The organism is Streptomyces sp. SCSIO 75703 (assembly GCF_036607905.1).
In the GTDB taxonomy this organism is placed as follows: Bacteria; Actinomycetota; Actinomycetes; order Streptomycetales; family Streptomycetaceae; genus Streptomyces.
This window is the reverse complement of the sequence record NZ_CP144555.1, coordinates 6773918-6793935: the sequence shown is the minus strand read 5'-3', so window position 1 is coordinate 6793935 and position 20018 is coordinate 6773918. Positions and strand designations below refer to the sequence as shown.

Sequence of the window (20018 nt, the reverse complement as noted above, 5' to 3'; positions counted from 1 at the left end):
CGGTCTCACCGTTTCCCGCGCCCCACCCCGACGACACCACGACGCAGCAACATCCGAGGAGCATCCATGAACCGACTCGACGGCAAGGTCGGCATCGTCACCGGCGCCTCGCGGGGCATCGGCCGCGCGATCGTCGACGCCCTGGCAGCCGAGGGCGCGACCGTCCTCGCGACCAGCCGCGCCGCCGACGACGACTCGTTCGGTGCCGGCGTCACGTACGCGCCGCTCGACGTGAGCAGCGAAGCCGACTGGCGGCGTGTGGTCGGCCACGTCACGGCCCGCCACGGGCGCGTCGACTTCCTCGTCAACAACGCCGGCATCATCACCTACGAGACCGTCCACGACCTCACCAGCGAGCAGTGGAACCGGGTCGTCGCGGTCAACCAGACCGGCACCTGGCTCGGCATGCGGGAGGTGATCCCGCACATGGTCGCCCAGGGCGGCGGCAGCATCGTCAACGTCTCCTCCATCTGGGGCAGCGCCGCCGTCGCCGGCGCCCACGCCTACCACGCGACCAAGGGCGCGGTGCGCAACATGTCGAAGAGCGCCGCCGTCAGCTACGCCAAGGAAGGCGTCCGTGTGAACTCGGTTCACCCGGGCTTCGTGCAGACTCCGCTGACCGACGCGCAGGCACCGGAGGTGAACGAGTACGTCATCTCCCAGACCCCGATGGGCCGTGCCGGGCGGCCCGAGGAGATCGCCGCCGGAGTCGTCTTCCTCGCCTCCGACGAGTCCGGTTTCGTGACCGGTTCCGAACTCGTCGTGGACGGCGGCTACCTCGCCCAGTGACGGCCGTGACGGGCCGCGCCGGCCCGACCCGCCCGTGTCCGCACCCTTCGACTCCTCCAGGAGGTCCGACGTGACCCATACCGGCAGCAACGGATCCGAGACCCGGCTCCGACCACCCCTACAGGGTGGGACCCCCGAACCCACCGCTCCCGACCACGCGCGGCGCCGGCAGGCCGGTGCCCTCACGCCGGTGCTCTCCCTCCGGGGCATCGGGAAGTCCTTCCCGGGCGTGCGGGCGCTGGACGAGGTGACCTTCGACGTCCGCCCCGGCGAGGTGCACGCCCTGGTCGGCGAGAACGGCGCCGGCAAGTCCACCCTGATGGCCGTGGCCTCGGGCGCGCTGGCGGCGGACGACGGCGCGGTCCTCATCGGCGGCGAACCTCTCACCCAGGCGCGGCCCGAGCAGGCCCGCGGCCTCGGGCTCGGCATCGTGCGTCAGCATCCGGCGCTCCTCCCGGACCTGACCGTGGCCGAGAACATGGCGCTCGGTGTCGGGTACCGGCGCGTCGGCGGGCTTCGCCGTGCGGTCGCCTGGACCCGCGAGACCCTCGCTCCGTGGGGGATGGACATCGACCCGCGCGACCGCGTCGCCGGCCTGTCGATGGAGAAACGATTCATCGTCGAGATCGCCAAGGCCCTCGCGCTGGACCCGAAGGTGCTGATCCTCGACGAGCCCACCGAACATCTCAGTGCCGAGGAGGTGCAACGCCTCTTCGCCAAGGTCGGCGAGGTCGTGGCGGCGGGCGCCGGTGTCGTCTACATCTCCCACCGCATCCCCGAGGTCAAGCGGATCGCCGACCGGATCACCGTGCTCCGCGACGGCCGGACGCGCGGCACCTTCGACGCCTGTTCCGTCACCGAGGAGCAGATCGTCGAGCGCGTCGTGGGCCGCACGCTCGACACGGTCTTCCCCGCCAAGGCACCCGTGCCCGCGGACGCGGGCGCCCGGCTCGTGACGACCGGGCTCTCCGGTCCCGGCTTCGACGACATCTCCCTGACCGTCCGCTCCGGCGAGATCGTCGGGCTGGCCGGGGTCCAGGGCAACGGCCAGGCCGCGCTCGTCCGTGCGCTGGCCGGGCTCGTCCCGTCGACGGGCGGGATCGCGGTGGACGGGCAGCGGGTGCGCGGCGCGAACGCGGCGGCGGCGAAGGCCGGTGTCGTCTACGTGCCCGCGGACCGGCACGGTGAGGGCGTCTTCCTCCCGCTCGGCGTGGGCGAGAACATCGTGGCGCGCACCCTGCACAAGGTGTCACGGTTCGGCCTCGTCGGCGACGCACGGGCCCGCGCCACCGCGAAGGAGCGGATCCGGGACCTCGCGATCAAGACCCCGGGTCCCGAGACACCGATCCGCTCCCTGTCGGGCGGCAACCAGCAGAAGGCCGTCATGGCCCGCACCCTGCTGGCCGCGCCCAAGGTCCTCGTGGTCGAGGAGCCCACGCAGGGCGTCGACGCCGGTGCGCGCGTCGACCTGTACCGGATCCTGCGCGCGGCGGCCGACGACGGTGCCGCCGTCGTCGTGCTCTCCTCCGACAACGTCGAACTGGAGGGCCTGTGCCACCGCGTGCTGATCATGTCGCGGGGAAGCGTCGTCAAGGAGCTGGCCGGCGAGGAGGTCACCGAGGCCGCCATCGCCCGTGCGGCGCTGACCTCGACGACCGTGCGCGACCCGGCGAGGACGCGGGTGCGAAGACGTGGCCGGCTGCGGGCCTGGACGGCCGGCGACCAGGCCCCGGCGGCCGTGCTCGCCGCGGTCGTGGTGCTGCTCGGGCTCGGTACCGGGCTCCACAACGGCGACTACCTCGGTCAGTTCAACCTCACCAACCTCCTGCTCATGATCGCGCCGCTGCTGCTGGCCGGTGCGGCGCAGCAGGTCGTCGTCATGGGCGCCGGGTTCGACCTCTCGGTGGGGCCCCTCATGGGCCTCCTGGTGGTGATCGCGTCGTACTGGATCGTGGACGGCGGGAACCTGGTGCTGGGCCTGGTCCTCATGGCCCTCGGTGCGCTCGCGGTGGGCGTGGTCAACGGTGTGCTGGTGACCTGGTGCCGCGTCAACCCGGTCGTCGCGACCCTCGCGGTCTACATGGCGCTCCAGGGCGTCTACCTGTCCCTGCGGGACACGCCGGGCGGCACGATCTTCCCGCCGGTGGTGGCCGGCGTCCAGGCCCGTTTCGGCGTGGTCCCGCTGGTGACCGTGCTCGCGGTGCTCCTCGTACTGCTCCTCGAACTGGCGCTCCGCCGCACCAGGTGGGGCGTCGGACTCCGGGCGGTCGGGTCCGAGCCGGACGCGGCGGAGCGGCTCGGGGTGAGGGTCCGTCTGGTCCGGTTCACCTCGTACGTGATCTGCTCGGCGCTGGTCCTGCCCGCCGGCGTCGTCCTGATGGCCGAGATCGGTGTCGGTGACGGCCGCCCCGGCCTCGCGTACACCCTCAACTCGGTGACCGTGGTCGTGCTCGCCGGGGCCGGCATCTTCGGCGGGCGCGGTTCCTTCGTCGGGATCATCGCCGCCGCCGTCCTCGCTCAGCAACTGGTCAACGTCTCCCCGTTCCTCGGCCTCTCCCCCTCCTGGGGCTACTGGCTCCCGGGGCTCATCACCATCGGCGCCGCGGTGTCGTACGCGCAGTTGCGCCGCACCGGCGGGACGGGAGCGCGAGCATGAGAGCCCGGCCCGCCGACGCCTTCCGCCGCACGTCACGTGATCAGGGGACCGCCATCGACGACATCGACGCGGGCGCCACCCGGCGCCGCCTCCTCTCCGGCGGCGGGGCCGGGATCGTGGTCGCCACGATCCTCCTGTTCGCCCTCAGCCCCGCCGTCGCGCCGGGCAGCGTCGGACCGGCCCCCCTGCTGAGCATGCTGCCCTTCGCGGCCGTGCTCGCCATCGCCACCGCCGGGCAGACCCTCGTCGTGCAGCAACGCGGACTCGACCTGTCCGTGCCCGGCATGATCGCGCTCGCCGCGGCCCTCTGCACCTGCACGGTCCAGTACCACGGCTGGCCGACGTGGCTCGCCCTCACCGTCTCCGTGCTCGCTCCCGGACTCGTCGGCCTGGTCAACGGAGTCCTGGTCGCCGTCGCCCGTGTCATGCCGCTGATCGTGACGCTCGGGATGAACGCGGTCCTGCTCGGCACCGTCCTGCAGATCTCCGGCGGCTCGCCGGCCACCGCGCCCGACGGTCTCAGCCGGTTCTCCGTCGGCCGGACCCTCGGCGTGCCGCACACCCTGGCCGTCGCCGTCGTCGTACTCGCCGTCGGCGCCGTCGTCGCCAGGCGCTCCGTGGCCGGGCGCCGCCTGACCTACGTCGGTGTCAGCGTTCCCGCCTCCGCGGTCCTGGGCATCCGGGTCACCCGCTACCAGGTCCTCGCCTACGGTTTCGCGGGCCTCGCCTACGGCGTGGCCGGTGTCCTCCTGGCCGGCTACACCCGCACTCCCGGGCTCTTCGTCGGGGACGGCTACCTGCTGCCGACCGTCGCGGCCGTGGTCCTGGGAGGCACCGCGATGACCGGCGGCATCGCGAGCATCGCCGCCGGCGGGGTCGGGGCGCTGTTCCTGACCCAACTCGGCCAGTTGCTCCGCTCGCTGGGCTGGAACGACGCCCAGCAGCTCATCGTGCAGGCAGCGGTCCTCGCCGCGGTGGTCCTGCTTCGCCAGGCCGCCCCCGCCCTTCGCGCGCGGGCACGGCGTCGAGGTCCACGGGTGTCGCCCGCGGCCGGCTGACGGCCGGCCGCGGCGCGCACGGCGTGGTCCGGAGCCGGAGTGCCCCGGACCACGCCGTCGTGCCGCCGCGGCGCGCGGAGGTCCGCGCCGGGGGCCGCTTCGGCGCCGGCCGTCACGCGCCGGTGAGCTTGTACGACTTCATCTTGCGGTAGATCGTCGCGCGGGAGAGACCGAGCATCTCCGCGGCACGGGAACGGTTCCCGTCGGCTTCCCGCAGCGCCCGGGAGATCGCCTCCAGTTCGGCGCGCTCGATCATGGTCAGCGCGCGGGCGCCCTGGATGCGCTCCGGCAGGTCGCCGGGGAGGACGTAGCCGCGTTTGCCGGCCAGCACCAGTCCCTCGACGACGTTGTGGAGTTCCTTGAGGTTGCGGGGCCACTCGTACCCGGTGAGCAGGTCGAGGCTCTCCGCGCGCGGCTCCAGGCCGACACCGGGCACGGAGCGGTCCGTGAAGTAGCGCCACAGGGCGGGCAGGTCGGCGGTGCGCTCCCGCAGCGGGGGCACCCACACGTGCGACGCCCCGAGGCCCACCGCCGTCTCCTCGGCCTCCGCGGCCGAGCGCAGCGTGGCGGTCAGCATCACGGGGCCCCTCGGAACGCTCATCTCCAGCAGCCCGGCCAGGGCAATGCGCGTCGCGGGGTCGAGCGCGTCGATCCCCTTGACGATCACGGGCGCCCCGCTCTGCAGCCGCTCCGCGACGCCGCGCAGCCACCGCTTCCCGCCGATCAGGGTCCTCTCCACCGTGTCGATCACGACGTGGGCACCCGGACCGGGCTCGCCCGGACGGAACGGGAGGCCCAAGGCCAGTGACGTCTTCCCGACGCCGGCCTCCCCGGCGATGACCACCGGGCGTGGTGCCTCCCGCCTTCGCGCGACGGCGTGCAGGGCCGCCATCCAGTCCGGCGAGCGGCCGATGAGCTGCGGCCGGGCCGTTCCCGGCGCCGTGGTCGACGTGTTCCCGCCCCGCTGAAGGGCCACGATCGCTCCGGCGCCGCCCTCCACGGGCGCCAGCCGGACCTCGGTGGGGCCGCCGGAGAGTTCGACGACGAACCGGCCGTCGGATCCCCGCCGGGACAGGTCCCTGAGCACCGCGACATCCGCGCTGGACAGGCGGGAGGCGCCCTGGCTCTGCATGACCAGTCCCTGCGGGCCGAATCCGACCACCGCGTCGGCCTTCGCCTTCGAGGCGTCCAGGAACGCCTGGAAGACGGCACGGGCCTTCGGGGACGCCACGTCGAGCAGGTGCCGCTCCAACTGGTCGGCGACGGCGCGCACCGTGGGCCGCAGCAGCGAACGGCCCTCGATGAGCCCGCTGGACAGCGTCACCACGGCCACGATCTTCCGGGTCGTCGGGTGCCGTATCGGTGTCCCGGTGCAGACGGCGTCGCTGTACATGTCCGCGTAGTGCTCGGCGCCCGTGATCTGGACGCTGCGGCCGGTCGCCAGGACCGTGCCGACGCCGTTGGTGCCCACGAGCGACTCGTCCAGCACCGCTCCGCGGTCGGTGCCGACCCGGTCGAAGTGGCGCGAGGCGTCACGGTCCGCGGCCCAGCGCCCGAGGATGCGGCCTCGGGCGTCCGCCAGGAGAAGGCCGACGCCCGTCCCCGCCAGGTCGGCGGAGAAGCGCGCTATCGGCGCCTGGAACAGGTCCAGGAGATGCTGGTCGAGTTCGTCCACCGCCACGTGCGGGACCTCGCGGACGTTGGCCGGCACGCCGAGCGCCTCCCGGGAGCGCTGCCAGGACCTCAGCAGCTCAGGCGCGATCCCCGCGCGGTTGGCGCTCCCCGACAGCCATGCGTCTTTGAGCGTGTGAATGGGCGCCATCGACATGCTCGTCTCCTTCCTGAAGCAGAGCGGGAGCATAGTGCGACATGGCTCGTATGGTGCCACATCACATCATCCTGTAATACGAGATGATCGGGGAGCGTCGTTTCGGGACCCGCCGAGCCGTGCGGGGCTCAGGCCAGACGGCGACGGTACTCGTCGACGGCCAGCACGGCGGCGCCGCGGACGTGGTCCTCGCAGGCGGCTCGCGCCGCCGCCGCGTCGCACACGACCGCCGCGGCTTCGGTGATGCGCCCGAAGTGCTCGAAGGAGATGCGCGCCCGCCGGGCGTCGGTGAACGCGTAGCGGCGAAGGATCTGGATCCGGGCGTGCACGCGGGCCACCTCCTCGGCCAGGACCGGGTTGCCGGCACCTTCGAGCAGGAGACCGTAGAACCGCTCGTTCGCCTCCTCCCGCGTCTTGACGGTGCCCCGGAGGTAGGTCGTCTCCATCTCGACCAGGAGTTCCCGCAACTCGCCCTTGACCCGCTCGGATGCCTGTGTCGCGAAGAGTTCGCCCACCAGTCCCTCGAGCGCCCGCCGCACCTCGTAGATCTTCTCGATGTCCTGCGGCGTCAGCACGGTCACGACCGGGCCGTGATGGGCGACCACCGTCACCAGCCGCTCGGTCTCCAGTTGCCGCAGCGCCTCCCTGACCACGGTGCGCGAGACGCCGTACGCCTCGCACAGAACGCTCTCGCGCAGGGCGTCGCCGGGCTGGAAGGCCCCGCTGAGGATGTCCTCGCGCAGCAGCCGCGTGATCTGCTGCCGCAGCGGTGCCGCGTGTCGGGTCAGCCTTGGGGTGCTCATGATGGGTTCCTCAAACTCCAGCCGTCGCTCGTCCGCCCCCGGCCCCGCGGGCTCCCCGGGCGGATGTCTCACATCGATACACCGGACCGAATCCAGCCCTGCGCGGCTTAGCGTATTACGAGATGACGGTCATACGTCACTCGCGCCGCGCGGCACCGGGGCGGCAGCCCCCGCCCGGCCCGACCGGGCGCCGCGGCATCCGCCCCCGCCGAAATCAGGAGGTCCCCTTCCATGACGACACCGACCGCGCCGGTCACCGCACAGGTCCGCGGACGGGAGGTACCCGTCGGTCTGTACGTCGACGGCGCGTGGACGCCCGCGGCCGGCACGTTCCCGGTCCTCAACCCGGCGAACGGCAGGACGATCGCCCAGGTCGCCGACGGCAGCGTCGACCAGGCACGCGCCGCGCTGGACGCGGCCGTCAGCGCTTCGGACGCCTGGCGTCACATGCCTCCGCGCGAGCGCGCCGACCTGTTCCACCGCGCGCACCGGCTGCTCCTGCGGCGTGCCGACGAGATCGTCGAGACCATGACGCTGGAGAGCGGCAAGCCGTTGGGCGAAGCCCGGGGCGAGTTCCAGCTCTCGGCCGACTTCCTCCTCTGGTACACCGAGCAGATCGCGCACCTCCACGGCACCTACGCGCACGGTTCCCGGGGCTCCTACCGCATCGTCACCACCCACCAGCCGGTCGGCCCGTGCCTGCTCATCACTCCGTGGAACTTCCCGTTGCTGATGATCGCCCGCAAGGCCGGCGCCGCGCTCGCCGCCGGCTGCACGGCCGTGGTGAAGTCCGCGAAGGAGACTCCGCTGACCTGTGCCCTGTTCGTGCAGGTGCTGCACGACGCCGGGTTCCCGGCCGGTGTGGTCAACCTCGTCCACACGACGGCCTCCTCCCGGGTCTCGGCTGCGCTCATGGCGGACAGCCGGCTGCGGAAGGTGAGCTTCACCGGCTCGACCGGCGTGGGCAGCACCCTGCTCGGCCAGGCCGCCGCCCACATCACCAACGCCTCGATGGAACTCGGGGGCGACGGACCGTTCCTCGTGCTCGACGACGCCGACCTCGACCTGGCGGCCGAGCAGGCGATCGCGTGCAAGTTCCGCAACGCCGGGCAGGCGTGCGTGGCGGCCAACCGGATCATCGTCGACCGCCGCGTCGCCGGGGAGTTCACGGCCAGGTTCGTCGCGCTGACGGAGAGGCTGAAGGTCGGCGACGGGTTCGACCCGGCCACGGAGGTCGGCCCGATCATCTCGGACCGGCAGCGCGACACCGTCAAGGAACTCGTCGACGGCTTCACCCGGATCGGCGCGACCCTGCTGACCGGGGGCAAGGAGGTGCCGGGCGACGGGTTCTTCTTCGAACCGACCGTCTTCTCGGTGACGGAGGCGGATCACGACCTCTGCCACCAGGAGCTGTTCGCCCCCATCGCGGCGATCTACACCGTCGACTCGGTCGCCGAGGCGGTCCGGGCCGCCAACGACACCGGCTACGGGCTCGCCGCGTACGTGTTCACCCGCTCGGTGGACCGCGCCATCGCCGTGAGCGAGCACCTCGACTTCGGCATGGTCGGCGTCAACCGCGGCATCATGGCCGACCCCGCCGCTCCGTTCGGCGGCATCAAGGCCTCCGGCCTGGGCCGCGAAGGCGGGCACGAGGCGATCCACGAATTCCTCGAATCCAAGTACCTCGCGATCACCGTGGACGAGAAGGAGGCAGGTCTGTGACCGCCCGCGTCGCCCGCACCGGCGTTCTGCGCCAGCCCGGTACCGTGCTCTTCGGCCCCGGCGAACGGCGCCACCTGCCTCGTCTCCTCGCCGAGGTCGGCCGGCACGTCCTCGTCGTCACCGACGCCCGGATGGCGGGCGTGGCCGAGTTCGAGGACCTGGTCGCCGCCGTCGAAGCACAGGGGATCACGGTCTCGGTGTTCGCCGAGGCCGAGCCGGACCTGCCCCGCGAGAACGTGCTCGCCGTCGTCGACCGGTACCGAGGCTCCGGCGTGGACGCGCTGCTCGCCGTCGGCGGCGGCTCCTGTCTCGACCTGGCGAAGGTGGCCGCCGCCGTCCTCGCGCACGGCGGCGACGTCCGGGACTACTACGGCGAGTTCCTCGTCCCCGGCCCCGGGCTCCCGGTCGTCACCGTGCCGACCACCGCCGGCACCGGCGCCGAGGTCACCTGCGTCTCCGTCGTCTTCGACCAGGAGAAGGGCATGAAGGTCGGCGTGGCCAGCCCGCACCTGGAGCCGTACGCCGCCGTCATCGACCCGGAACTCACCCTCTCCTGCCCGCCGGCCCTCACCGCGGCCACGGCGGCCGACGCGCTGACCCACCTGGTCGAGACGTTCACCGACCGCGTCAAGGACGTCACCCCGGAGTTCCTGGCCGGTCATCTCTACGTCGGCAAGAACCCGTTGACCGACATCTTCTGCCGCAGCGGCCTGACGCTGCTCAACTCGTCCATGGAGAGCGTGGTCGCCGACCCGTCCGACATCGAGGCGCGCTCCGCGACCATGCTCGCCGCGTACAACGCCGGCATGGCCATCAACACCGCCGGCACCGCCGCGGCACACGCGATCCAGTCCCCGATCGGCGCGCTGACCCACACCTCGCACGGGTTCGGCGTGGGAGCGCTGCTGCCGTACGTGATGCGCTTCAACCTCCCGGTCCGGGTCGCCGAATTCGCCGAGATCGGCACGCTGCTCGGTGCGGCGGACCCGGGGTCGGCCCCGTTGGACCGGGCGAAGGCCGGCATCTCCCGCGTCGAGGAACTGCTGGAGACCGTCGGCTGCCCGACCGACCTCAAGACCCTCGGCCTGCGCCCGCGGGACTTCTCCCACGTCGCCGACCAGGCGATGCGCGCGACGCGCCTGACGGCCAACAACCCGCGCGATCTCACCCACGAGTCCGTCGTGGAGATCCTGCGGCGCGGCTGGGACAACGACCGCACGTGGTGGTCGGTGTGACGAGCGCGTCCACGACATCGGCACCCGGCCCGAGGGAGCCGGTCGCCGTCGCCGGGGCCGGTTCCATCGGGGTCGCCTTCGCCATCGTCTTCGCGCGAGCCGGCCACCCCGTCCGGGTGTGGGATCCGTTCCCCAGCGCTCTGGAGCGTGCCCGCGGCGAACTCGCCCACCGCCTCGGCCGGTTGTCCGCGCACGGCCTCGTCGGGGACCCCGACGCCGCGGGCGCGCGCGTCACGTTCACGCGCGACGTGGCGGACGCGGTCTCCGGGGCGACGCTGGTGCAGGAATGCGCCCCGGAGCGGGCGGACGTCAAGCGGGACCTGATCCGGGACGCGGCCCGGAGCGCGCCGGACCGGGCGGTGTTCGCCAGTTCGAGTTCGGCGATACCCCCGGGGCTCCTCGCCGCCGGTCTGTCCGAGGACCTGCGGGAGCGCGTCCTGGTCGGGCATCCCGGAAACCCCCCGTACCTCATCCCGGTGATCGAGGTCGTCCCCTCCCCCGCCACCGCCACCTGGGCCGCCGAGCATGCCCGCGCCCTCTACACGGGCGCGGGACTGCGCCCGGTCACGGTCCGCCACGAACCGGAGGGATTCGTGTTCAACCGTCTCCAGGGTGCGGTGCTGCGCGAGGCCTACTGCCTGCTCCGGGACGGGGTGGCGACCGTCGAGGAGATCGACGAGGTCGTCCGCAGCGGTCTCGGTCGCCGGTGGAGCCTCATCGGCCCGTTCGAGACCGCGGACCTCAACAGCCGCGGCGGTCTGGAGTCCCACGCGGAGAAGATGGGGCCGGCGTACGCCCGCATGGGGGCCGAGCGCGGTCAGGACGACCCGTGGACGCCGGACCTCGTCTCGGCCGCGGTCCGTCAGCGTCGCGCCCTGCTGCCACTCGACCGCTGGGAGGCACGGGTGCGCTGGCGGGACGAGCAGCTCATGCGGCTGACTCCGCTGTGGGAGGACGCCCGCGACACCCCCTGACCCCTCTCGTCCTCGGGGGTCGGCGGTCCGGGCGGCGAGGTGGCCGGGACCAGGGCGCGGGAGGCCCCGCTCGGGCACCGGGTACCCCGAACGCCGCCCGGGCCGCCGACCCCTGTCCCGGAGATGCCTCGCCCCCCGACCGGTCTGCCGACGGCAGGCGGTGAAGGCCCGTACGCCGCCCGACGTCCCTCCTTCCCCTGGGGGCGGTGGGGGGCCGTCCGCTTCGCCCGACGCGACTCGTCGGGCGAGTGATCGGCCGTTCACGGGGCGAGGGAGAAGTAGCTCTCCTCCTCCTGGGCGAAATGCAGGCGGAGGACCGCGTTCAGGCCGTAGAGGCAGGAGCGCAGGTCTTCGAGTTGTCCGGCGGACAGGCCCCCGTCCGCGTGGGCCATCCGCAGGTGGTGGGCGACGCGGCGGGACAACCGCTCGATCTCGGTGTGGGCGCGGCTCATGGTCGCGGTGGCCTCGGGTCCGCCCAGGACGGGTGCCAGGGCGGGATACAGCTCGTGCTCCTCGGCCTGCTCATGCGGCAGCAGGCGTTCGCTGAGCAGCCGGTACGCCTGCTCCACGGCGTCGAGCGCCCGGGGGCCGGGCGTGCCGGAGAGTCTGTCGGCGGCGTCGCGGACGGAGGCGAGAACCTCCTGGAGAGCGTCGTGTTCGACGGCGAAGCGGTGGATGAGTGATTCGACGGCGGGGGTGAGGGGCGGTCGCGCGGTCGGACCGCTCCGCAGGGCGCGCAGCGCGTTGAGGATGACGCAGACGTCGATGCCTTCCTGGAGGAGGGCGCCCGCGGCGGGCGGGAGAAGACCGGCGGCGGCCACAGCCATCGCGGCGAGCGACATCAGCATGCCGCCCAGGGCGCTTTGCACGGCGATACGTCGGGTGCGCTGGGCGATGGCGACGGCGTCGGCGAGGCGGTCCACACGGTCGGTGGTCAGGATGATGTCGGCGACTTCGGAGGAGGCGGTCGAGCCTCGCGCCCCCATGGCCACGCCGATGTCGGCGGCGGCGAGGGCGGGAGCGTCGTTGACGCCGTCGCCCACCGCCACCGTGACGGCACGCTCACGTTCGGCCCGTACGGCGGCCACCTTGCCGGCCGGGCTCAGTTCGGCGCCCACCCCGTCGAGGCCGAGGACGGCGGCGACCTCCCGAGCGGGTGCCGCCCGGTCACCGGTGATCATCAAGAGCCGCTCGAAGCCCGCTGCCCGCAGGTAGCGCAGCGTGCGTGGGGCATCTTGGCGCAGCGGGTCGCGCAGCAGGACCGCCCCGACCGGGTTTGCGTCGGTGGTGAGCCAGGCGACGGCCGCCCCGTCGAGCAGGGCACGGTTGTCGGCCGCCCTGGCCCAGCCGGGCAGCCCCTGCGGGGAGCAGATGCGGCCGATGGAGAGCCGGTGCCCGTCCACGGTTCCGGTGGCGCCCCGGCCCGCCTGCTCGGTGACGTCGGAGGGGACCGAGAGGCACAGCCCCCGGTCCCGGGCCGTGTCGACGATGGTCTTGGCCAGGATGTGCGGTGAGAACTGGTCGAGTGAGGCCGCCAGCCGGAGGACCTCCTCGGGTGTGACGTCGGGGGCGGCGATGACGTCGAGAACGCGCGGGCGGCCTCCGGTGAGGGTGCCGGTCTTGTCCAGCAGCAGGGTGCGGGCGCGTCCGAGGTTCTCCAGTGCGCCGCCGTCACGGATGACGACGCCGAGGCGGGAGGCCCGGGAGAGGCCGGAGACGACGGCGACGGGGGTCGCCAGCAGCAGGGGGCACGGGGTGGCGACGACCAGGACGGCGACGGCGCGCACCGCGGACCCGCCGGCCAGCCACGCCAGGCCGGCCATCGCGAGCGAGAGGGGCAGGAACCAGGCGGCGTAGCGGTCCGCCAGCCGTACGACCGGTGCGGACTCGGCACCGGCCCGCTGGGCCAGCCGCACGATCCCGGCATAGGTGCTGTCCTGCTCGTCGGCCGTGGCCCTCAGTTCGAACGCGCCGCCGGCGTTGATCACGCCGCTGCGTACGGGCTCGTCGTGGGACCGCTCCACCTGGAGGGACTCGCCGGTGAGCACCGACTCGTCGAGCACGGCGGTGCCGCCCTCCACCCGGCCGTCGACGGGAACCACCTCGCCGGGTCCGACGACCAGCAGATCGCCGGCGGTGACCTCTGCCGAGGGCACCGTGACCACCTCGGCCCCGGTGCGACGGCGCGCCGAGCGTGGCGCGTGTTCCAGCAAGGCCCGTAGGTCGTGGGAGGCACGCCGACGGGCAGCCGCCTCCAGGGTGCGGCCGGTGGCGAGCATCAGCGCGATGAGCGCGCCGGCCAGGTACTCGTGGACGGTCAGGGTTCCGGCGAGCGCGAGGACGGCGATCAGGTCCACCCCTGCCCGGCCGCTCCGCAGCGCGGCGATCACCCATCCCACGGCCGGGACGACGGCGGACAGGGTGCCGAGGGCCCAGATGAGGTCCGCGAGGCGGCCCGCGCCGAGGAGCCAGGCACTGCCCCCGGCCGTCAGGGCCGCCGCGGTGACGACGAGCAGGACCGGTTCGAGCCGTGGCGACACGATCGCCGCGCGCACGCCGCGTGGCAATGTCGTGAACGTGCGGTGGCCCATGGCTCACCTCGCTTCGTCCGGCCGGGCGAACGGCTGTCCCGGACCTTCGTCCAGCACAGCACACCGCTACTCGTCCTTCCACGCCACCGTGTACCCGGGGCTCGGCCGGGGGTGGCCGGGCCGCCGCGAAGGGGTGGCAGATCGCGAGGTTCCTTCCCGTGCGGGCGAGACTGTCGTCGTGGCCGTCGGCCGGCGGGACGAGCGCCGCCGACCACGGGAGGACGCACCGGCCGGGGGTGGCCGTCCTCGGCTGCGCCTGGCGACCGTTCGGTCACGGCGGGGCCCCTGCCTGCGGGGACGCAATGCGCGATATAGGGAATTCCGGAAGGACGAAAGAACGAAGGAAAGAAAGGACGGAAGAGTGGAAGGGCGGAAGGGCGGAATAGGTTACGCGCCATACGGCCGGTCGCCGAGGATTCGGCCACAGGACATGAATTCACCAGGTAAGTCAAGACTTACCTTCGGGGATCTCTGGCCGTATGGTGTGGCCCTACTCGAAGGAGAGCCCAGTTGTCGACAGCGAATGACCCCGTGGCGCGTGCGGTTGCGGCGGAGCAGGATTATGTGTCCTCCGTGTACGAGGTGCTCACCAAGAGGCTTTCCGAGGCAAGAGCAGACCGGGCGAGCGTGTTGAAATCGCCGGCGGAAAGCGCCGGCGAGGCATTCGAGAGGGAAATCGCCGCCGAGCGTCTGACCAAGGAAATCGGCCGTCTGGAGGGCGCCGAAAAGGGACTGGTCTTCGGGCGCGTCGACGGGACGGACGGCACGGCCCTGCGCATCGGGCGGATCGGACTGCAGGGGGAAGAAGGGGATGACCTGCCGCTGCTCGTGGACTGGCGCGCCAACGCGGCGCGGCCCTTCTACGAGGCGACGCCGGTCCACCCGATGAACCTGCGGCGGCGCCGGCACCTGCGCGTGGAGGACCGGACGGTCGTCTCGGTGAGCGACGAACTGCTGGACGGGACCGACCCGACCGCCGAGGACGTCGTGGGGGACGGCCCGTTGGCCGAGGCCCTGTCGGCACGGCGTACCGGCACGATGCGCACGGCCGTCGCGACCCTCCAGGCCGAGCAGGACGAGATCGTCCGCTCCGCCCACCGCGGGGTGACCGTGGTGCAGGGCGGGCCCGGCACCGGCAAGACGGTGGTCGCGCTGCACCGGGCGGCCTACGTCCTGTACGCGTTCCCGCGCGCCGCGGCGGAGGGTGTCCTGGTGGTGGGTCCGAACGCCCGGTTCCTCGACTACATCTCCCAGGTCCTTCCCTCGCTCGGGGAGAACGACGTCGTGCTGGCGACCTGCCGGGAGCTGGCCGGGGTGTCCACGGACACGGTGGACCCGTTCGCCACGGCCCGTCTCAAGGGCCGCGTCGACCTCGCCGGCGCCCTGGCCGGTCTGCTGCGCGGCCACCAGGCCCCCGCCGGTGACTTCACCGTGCGGGTCGGACGGGAACCGGTCCGGATCCCGGCGGAGGACGTCGCCGCGGCCCGCGACGCCGCGGTGGCGGCCGTGCAGGGGCACAACCCCGCGCGCCAGGTGTTCAAGGAGCTCTTGGCCGACGCCGTCGCCGAGGCGGTGCGCCGGGACTTGGGCGACACCCTGGAGCGGATCGACGCCGACGCCGAAAGGATGACGGGCATCGACCTCGACCGGTTCACCGGAGCCGGCCGGGACCGCGTCGAAGGCGCGGCCGGCCCGGGTCCGGTCCACGAACCGGACCTGGACGCCCTCCGCGCCGGTCTGCTCGCGGACGCCGCAGCAGACCGGGCGGTCGAGGTGCTGTGGCCACGGCTGGAACCGGGTGACCTCGTGAGGGCGCTCCTGACGAACGCCGGTGCTCTCGCAGAACACCTGCCCGGCCTGACCGCGCGGGAGCGGTCCCTCCTGCTGCGCGGTCCCGACGCCCCGTGGACCGACGCCGACGTGCCGTTGCTGGACGAGGCGGCGAGCCTGGTCGGCGGTCCGCCCGAGCGGACGTACGGGCACGTCGTCGTCGACGAGGCGCAGGAGCTGACCGCCATGCAGTGGCGGATGCTCGTCCGCCGCTGCCCGGCCAGGGCGATGACGCTGGTGGGTGACTTCGCCCAGGCAGGCCCGGCCGCGACCGCACGCGACTGGAAGGAGGCACTGGGCCCGCACGTCGGGACGCGGTTCAGACTGCACGACCTGACCGTCGGCTACCGCACCACCCGGGAGATCCTGGAGAGCGTCCGGGACCTGCGCGCCCGGATCGCTCCGGACCAGAAGCCCACCCGGTCGCTGCGCAGCGGTGAGAGTCCTCGCACCGTGAGCACGCCCGCGGCCGGACTGGCCGCCACCGTCGTCCGGGAGGTCCGGGCCCAGAGCGGCGCGTACCCGGGCGAACTGCTGGGGGTGATCTGCGCGGACACCCGAGTCGCCGGGCTGACGGCCCGGGGCATCGCCGGCCACGCGCGCGTCGTGCCGGCGTCCGAGGCGCGCGGCCTGGAATTCGACGGGGTCGTCGTCGTGGACCCCGAGGACATCGTCACGGCCCGCCCCGGTGGGGAGAGGGACTTGTACGTGGCCCTGACCCGGGCGACCAAGCGGCTGTGCACGATCACCGTCCGGCCCGTCTGACGACCGGGCGTCCACGGTGCCGAGGGTGGATGTCCGGCTTGCCGCGCGAGGCGTCCGGCGGAGGTCCCCGTCGCCGACGCTGTTCCGGCGGTCCGCGGGGCGCTAGCGTCGGGTCCGTGATCGTATGGCTCAACGGAACCCACGGCGTGGGCAAGACGACGACCGGTGCGCTCCTCCAGCGGCTCATCCCGGACTCACGGGTGCTCGACGCCGAGAAGGTCGGAGAGACGCTCATGGACATCGCGCCAGGGCTGCCCGCGACGGACAACTTCCAGCACTGGCCTCCGTGGCGGCCTCTGGTGGTCGAGACCGCGCGACGCGTCCTCGACTACACCGGCGGCACCCTGGTGATGCCGATGACGGTCCTGGTCGAGCAGTACTGGCGCGAGATCAGCTCGGGCCTCGCCCGGCACTCCATCCCGGTCCGGCACTTCGTCCTCCACGCCGACCAGGACACCCTGCGCGGGCGCATCGCGCGGGACACCGTCCTCGGCCCCGACTCCCCGTTCCGCCTGCGGTACCTCGCGCCCTACGCCGAGGCGGCCCGCACCTGGCTGCACGCCGAGGCCGAAGTCGTCGACACCACGCGCCTCTCCGCCGCCCAGGCAGCCCGCCGGATCGCGAAGGCCGTCGGGGGGTGAGGAGACGGCGCTCCCGGCGCCCTGAGCGCCGCCGCAGGGCGGACGCCCGCGCCGGCACGCGGGCGGCGGGGCCGGCCGCGCGCCGCAGCGGCCGCGACGCTTCCGGTGCGGGCGGGCCGGCCGCCGGCCCGGGGACGCTCAGCGCGCCAGGAGGTCCCGGAGCGTCGCCGCGGTCTCGTCCGGTGCCTCCTCGGCCATGAAGTGCCCGGCTCGGGTCAGCCGGTGGTCCAGGTCCGGGGCCCACGCCTGCCAGACGGCGGCGGCGTCGTAGCCCAGGCGCGCGCCCCAGTCCTGCTGGACGACCGTCACGGGCATGGCCAGCCGTGACCCGGCGTCCAGGTCCGCCTGGTCGTGCGTGACGTCGATGTCCGCGGAGGCCCGGTAGTCCGCGACGATCGACGGCACCGCCGCGGCGCTCGCCCGCAGGTACGCGGCACGCACCTCCTCCGGCATGGCGGCCGGGTCGTCGCTCCAGCCGTCGAGGAACGAACCGAAGAACGCGTCCGCGCTGCCCGCGATCATCGCCTCCGGCAGCCCCGGCGGCTGGGCCATGAGGAAGAGGTGGTAGCCGACCGCGGCCGAGGCGCCGTGCAGGACGTTCCACATGTCGAGCGTCGGCACGACGTCGAGGATGCCCAGGTGCGTGACGGTCTCCGGGTGGTCCAAGCCGGCCCGGAAGGCGACCAGGGCTCCGCGGTCGTGGCCGACGAGTGCGAAGCGCTCGTGGCCGAGCGCCGCCGCCATGGCCACGATGTCGGCGGCCATGGCGCGCTTGGCGTACACCTCGGGGCCGGTGGCCGCCGGTTTGTCGCTGGCACCGTAGCCCCGCAGGTCAGGGCAGATCACCGTGTGCTCACCGGCGAGCCGCTCGGCGACGTGCCGCCACATCAGGTGGGTCTGGGGGAAACCGTGCAGGAGCACGACCGGGCTGCCGCTGCCGCCGACGCGGGCGGCCAGCTCCACACCGTCCGCGCCGGGCAGGCGCACGTGGGTGAAGCCGGGAAGGGAGAGTGTCATGGGGGACCGTCCTTTCGGGCCGTGAACGACCCGATCAGCCTGGGCGACGCCGATCAGCAGCCGATCAGTACGGTGGCGCGCGGCCGGTCCCGGTCACCGAGGATGGGGGCATGCGAATCGACGTGCTCGGTACCGTGCGGGCCTTCCACGACGACGGCGGTGCGGTCGCGCTGGGCGGACCCCGCCATCGTGAGGTGCTCGCCCGGCTCGTCGCGGCCGAGGGGCGGATGGTCACCACCGACACCCTCGTCGACGACCTGTGGGCCGATCCGCCGGCCCGAGCCGTGGGCGCCCTGCGCACGTTCGTCGCCGCGTTGCGCCGCGCCCTGGAGCCCGGCCGGCCGCCCCGCGAGCCGCCGCGGGTCCTCGTCACCGAGGGTCCCGGCTACGCGCTGCGCCTGCCGCGCGAGGACGTGGACGTCCACCGGTTCCAGGACACCCTGGCGCGGGCCCGCCGCGATCCCGCCGCCGTGACCGCCCTCGGCACGGCACTCGCGGCCTGGCGCGGGCCCGCCTACGCCGAGGTGACCGGCTCCACATGGGCGCAGCGCGAACGGACCCGGCTGGAGGAATCGCGGCTGGAGGCCGTGGAACTGCGCGCCCGCATCCTCCTGGACTCCGGGGCGGAGGCCGGCCTCGTCGCCGAACTGGGTGCCCACGCCGCCGAGCACCCGTGGCGCGAGCCGGCCTGGGAACTGCTGGCCCGCGCGCTGTACCGCGCGGGCCGCCAGGCCGACGCGCTGGCGACCCTGCGCCGGGCCCGCGCCCTGCTCGTCGGACAGCTCGGGCTCGACCCCGGTCCCGGCCTCCGGCGCCTGGAGACGGCCCTCCTCAACGGGTCCGCGCCCCCGGTGGAGGCACCCGGTGCGTGGCCCGGCGCCGCCGTCCGGTTCGGCCCGCGCACCACGGTGGATCTGGCCCGCACCCTCGCGTTGGCGGGTGGCGACGCCCTCGTGCGCTCGCAGCGCGACCGCCTCGCCGCCATCCGGGCCGCGGAACGCACGGGGGACCTCTCCTTGACCGCCCGGATCATCGGCGCCTACGACGTGCCCGCCCTCTGGAGCCGGGCCGACGATCCCGAGCGGTCCCGCGCCGTCGTCGCGGCCGCCGAGCGCACGCTCACCGGGCTCGGCCCGGACGGCCCCGCCGGACCGCGCGCCCGCCTCCTCGCCACGGTCGCCGTGGAGAGCCGCAGCGCCGGCCTGTCCGGGACCGAGCGGAAGCGGGCCCGGCAGGCGGCGCGGCAGGCCGAGGCGATGGCACGGGAGCTGGCCGATCCCGCCCTGCTGGCCTTCGCGCTCAACGGGGTGTTCCTGCAGTCCTTCGACCGCCCCGGGCTCGCGGCGGCACGGGACAGGACCGGCGCCGAGATCCTCGGCCTGGCCACCCGGCACGAGTTGCCGCGTTTCGCGGTGCTCGGGCGGCTCGTCCGCCTGCAATCCGCCTCGGCCGTCGGCGACCTCGACGCCGCCGCCGCGCACGCCGACGCGGCCGACCGGCTCGCCGCCGCCACGGAGGCGCCCCTCGTCCCGGTCCTCACCGGGTGGTTCCGGGCCCGGGTCACGGCCGCCCGCAGCGCCGAGCCCGGCGGACCGGCCCCCGCCACGGCCGCGGCGCACTACCGGGCGGCCGAGGACGCCCTCCGGACGGCCGGAATGCCGGGGCTGCACCACGGCCTGTTCCCGCTCGCCCTCCTGGGCCTGCGCCTGCTGCACGACCGGCCCGCGCCCACCGACCCGCGCCTCGACTGGGGCCCGTACCGGCCGTGGGCGCGTCCGCTGGTGCTGCTCGCCCAGGACCGGGGCGAAGAGGCCCGGACCGCGCTCACCGCGGCACCCGCACCACCGCGTGACCACATGCAGGAGGCCATGTGGTGCCTGACCGCCCGCGCCGCCGTGTGCCTCGGCGAGCGCGGAATCGCCGCACGCGCGCGGGACGCCCTGCGTGACGCCCGCGCGGAACACGCCGGCGCGGCCGGCGGGATGCTGACCCTGGGCCCGGTGGCGCGCTACGTGGCGGAGGCGGAGGGGTGCGCCGGAGCGGGGTGAGCCGCGCGGGGCGGCGGACGACGGCCCCGGCCCCGGCCCCGGCCCCGGCGGCATCAGGTCG

General features: G+C 73.9%; 13 protein-coding genes. 9 read left to right on the top strand and 4 right to left on the bottom strand.

Going from position 1 to position 20018, the window contains the following annotated elements; all coding sequences use genetic code 11:
- Positions 1 to 66: 66 nt before the first annotated feature.
- From VM636_RS29835 to VM636_RS29825, 3 genes are all read left to right on the top strand, one after another.
- Positions 67 to 789, top strand: coding sequence for a glucose 1-dehydrogenase (locus tag VM636_RS29835; RefSeq protein WP_030419794.1), 723 nt, complete (start codon positions 67 to 69; stop codon positions 787 to 789).
- Positions 790 to 979: 190 nt separating this feature from the next.
- On the top strand, positions 980 to 3445 hold the full coding sequence (locus tag VM636_RS29830) for an ATP-binding cassette domain-containing protein (RefSeq protein ID WP_338486229.1): 2466 nt from the start codon (positions 980 to 982) through the stop codon (positions 3443 to 3445).
- Entirely contained in the window at positions 3442 to 4503 is a 1062-nt protein-coding gene (locus tag VM636_RS29825) for an ABC transporter permease (protein WP_051821272.1), read from the top strand. Before VM636_RS29830 ends, VM636_RS29825 begins: the two co-directional genes overlap by 4 nt.
- A 112-nt stretch (positions 4504 to 4615) precedes the next feature.
- On the opposite strand, the gene VM636_RS29820 is transcribed toward VM636_RS29825, so the two are convergent.
- A complete protein-coding gene (locus tag VM636_RS29820; RefSeq protein WP_338486227.1) occupies positions 4616 to 6331 on the bottom strand; it encodes a helix-turn-helix domain-containing protein in 1716 nt (571 codons plus the stop codon).
- A gap of 128 nt (positions 6332 to 6459) precedes the next feature.
- Positions 6460 to 7134 carry a GntR family transcriptional regulator gene (locus VM636_RS29815; protein WP_037857963.1) on the bottom strand — a complete coding sequence of 225 codons (675 nt, stop codon included), beginning with the start codon at positions 7132 to 7134 and terminating at the stop codon, positions 6460 to 6462.
- Between the two features lie 231 nt (positions 7135 to 7365).
- On the opposite strand from VM636_RS29815, the gene VM636_RS29810 reads away from it, so the two are divergent.
- From VM636_RS29810 to VM636_RS29800, 3 genes are read left to right on the top strand one after another with little or no spacing between them, the layout of a single operon-like run.
- Positions 7366 to 8856, top strand: coding sequence for an NAD-dependent succinate-semialdehyde dehydrogenase (locus VM636_RS29810; RefSeq protein WP_030419799.1), 1491 nt, complete (start codon positions 7366 to 7368; stop codon positions 8854 to 8856).
- Positions 8853 to 10091, top strand: a complete 1239-nt coding sequence (locus VM636_RS29805; RefSeq protein ID WP_030419800.1) for an iron-containing alcohol dehydrogenase — start codon at positions 8853 to 8855, stop codon at positions 10089 to 10091. The genes VM636_RS29810 and VM636_RS29805 overlap by 4 nt, the downstream gene beginning before the upstream one ends.
- The gene (locus tag VM636_RS29800; RefSeq protein ID WP_338486224.1) at positions 10088 to 11065 is read left to right on the top strand and encodes a 3-hydroxyacyl-CoA dehydrogenase; all 978 of its coding nucleotides are present in this window, start codon (positions 10088 to 10090) and stop codon (positions 11063 to 11065) included. The genes VM636_RS29805 and VM636_RS29800 overlap by 4 nt, the downstream gene beginning before the upstream one ends.
- A gap of 260 nt (positions 11066 to 11325) precedes the next feature.
- Here VM636_RS29800 and VM636_RS29795 read toward each other — a convergent pair whose 3' ends face one another.
- Positions 11326 to 13656 carry a heavy metal translocating P-type ATPase gene (locus VM636_RS29795; protein WP_030419802.1) on the bottom strand — a complete coding sequence of 777 codons (2331 nt, stop codon included), beginning with the start codon at positions 13654 to 13656 and terminating at the stop codon, positions 11326 to 11328.
- A gap of 564 nt (positions 13657 to 14220) precedes the next feature.
- Between VM636_RS29795 and VM636_RS29790 the strand changes: the two genes are divergently transcribed.
- Both VM636_RS29790 and VM636_RS29785 read left to right on the top strand, forming a co-directional pair.
- Positions 14221 to 16251, top strand: a complete 2031-nt coding sequence (locus VM636_RS29790; protein WP_338486486.1) for an ATP-dependent DNA helicase — start codon at positions 14221 to 14223, stop codon at positions 16249 to 16251.
- 116 nt (positions 16252 to 16367) lie between these two features.
- Positions 16368 to 16892 (top strand): AAA family ATPase, encoded by a 525-nt coding sequence (locus tag VM636_RS29785; protein ID WP_338486222.1) that lies wholly within the window; start codon positions 16368 to 16370, stop codon positions 16890 to 16892.
- A 138-nt stretch (positions 16893 to 17030) separates the two neighbouring features.
- On the opposite strand, the gene VM636_RS29780 is transcribed toward VM636_RS29785, so the two are convergent.
- Positions 17031 to 17909, bottom strand: a complete 879-nt coding sequence (locus tag VM636_RS29780) for an alpha/beta hydrolase (RefSeq protein WP_338486220.1) — start codon at positions 17907 to 17909, stop codon at positions 17031 to 17033.
- A gap of 110 nt (positions 17910 to 18019) precedes the next feature.
- On the opposite strand from VM636_RS29780, the gene VM636_RS29775 reads away from it, so the two are divergent.
- A complete protein-coding gene (locus VM636_RS29775; RefSeq protein ID WP_053914370.1) occupies positions 18020 to 19957 on the top strand; it encodes a BTAD domain-containing putative transcriptional regulator in 1938 nt (645 codons plus the stop codon).
- The last annotated feature ends 61 nt before the right edge of the window (positions 19958 to 20018 follow it).

Excerpts from the sequence above, each read along its gene's own strand:
- VM636_RS29810 (WP_030419799.1), top strand. The coding sequence starts at position 7,366 with ATGACGACACCGACCGCGCCGGTCACCGCACAGGTCCGCGGACGGGAG.
- VM636_RS29780 (WP_338486220.1), bottom strand. The coding sequence starts at position 17,909 with ATGACACTCTCCCTTCCCGGCTTCACCCACGTGCGCCTGCCCGGCGCG.
- VM636_RS29795 (WP_030419802.1), bottom strand. The coding sequence starts at position 13,656 with ATGGGCCACCGCACGTTCACGACATTGCCACGCGGCGTGCGCGCGGCG.
- VM636_RS29775 (WP_053914370.1), top strand. The coding sequence starts at position 18,020 with ATGCGAATCGACGTGCTCGGTACCGTGCGGGCCTTCCACGACGACGGC.
- VM636_RS29820 (WP_338486227.1), bottom strand. The coding sequence starts at position 6,331 with ATGTCGATGGCGCCCATTCACACGCTCAAAGACGCATGGCTGTCGGGG.
- VM636_RS29835 (WP_030419794.1), top strand. The coding sequence starts at position 67 with ATGAACCGACTCGACGGCAAGGTCGGCATCGTCACCGGCGCCTCGCGG.
- VM636_RS29815 (WP_037857963.1), bottom strand. The coding sequence starts at position 7,134 with ATGAGCACCCCAAGGCTGACCCGACACGCGGCACCGCTGCGGCAGCAG.
- VM636_RS29825 (WP_051821272.1), top strand. The coding sequence starts at position 3,442 with ATGAGAGCCCGGCCCGCCGACGCCTTCCGCCGCACGTCACGTGATCAG.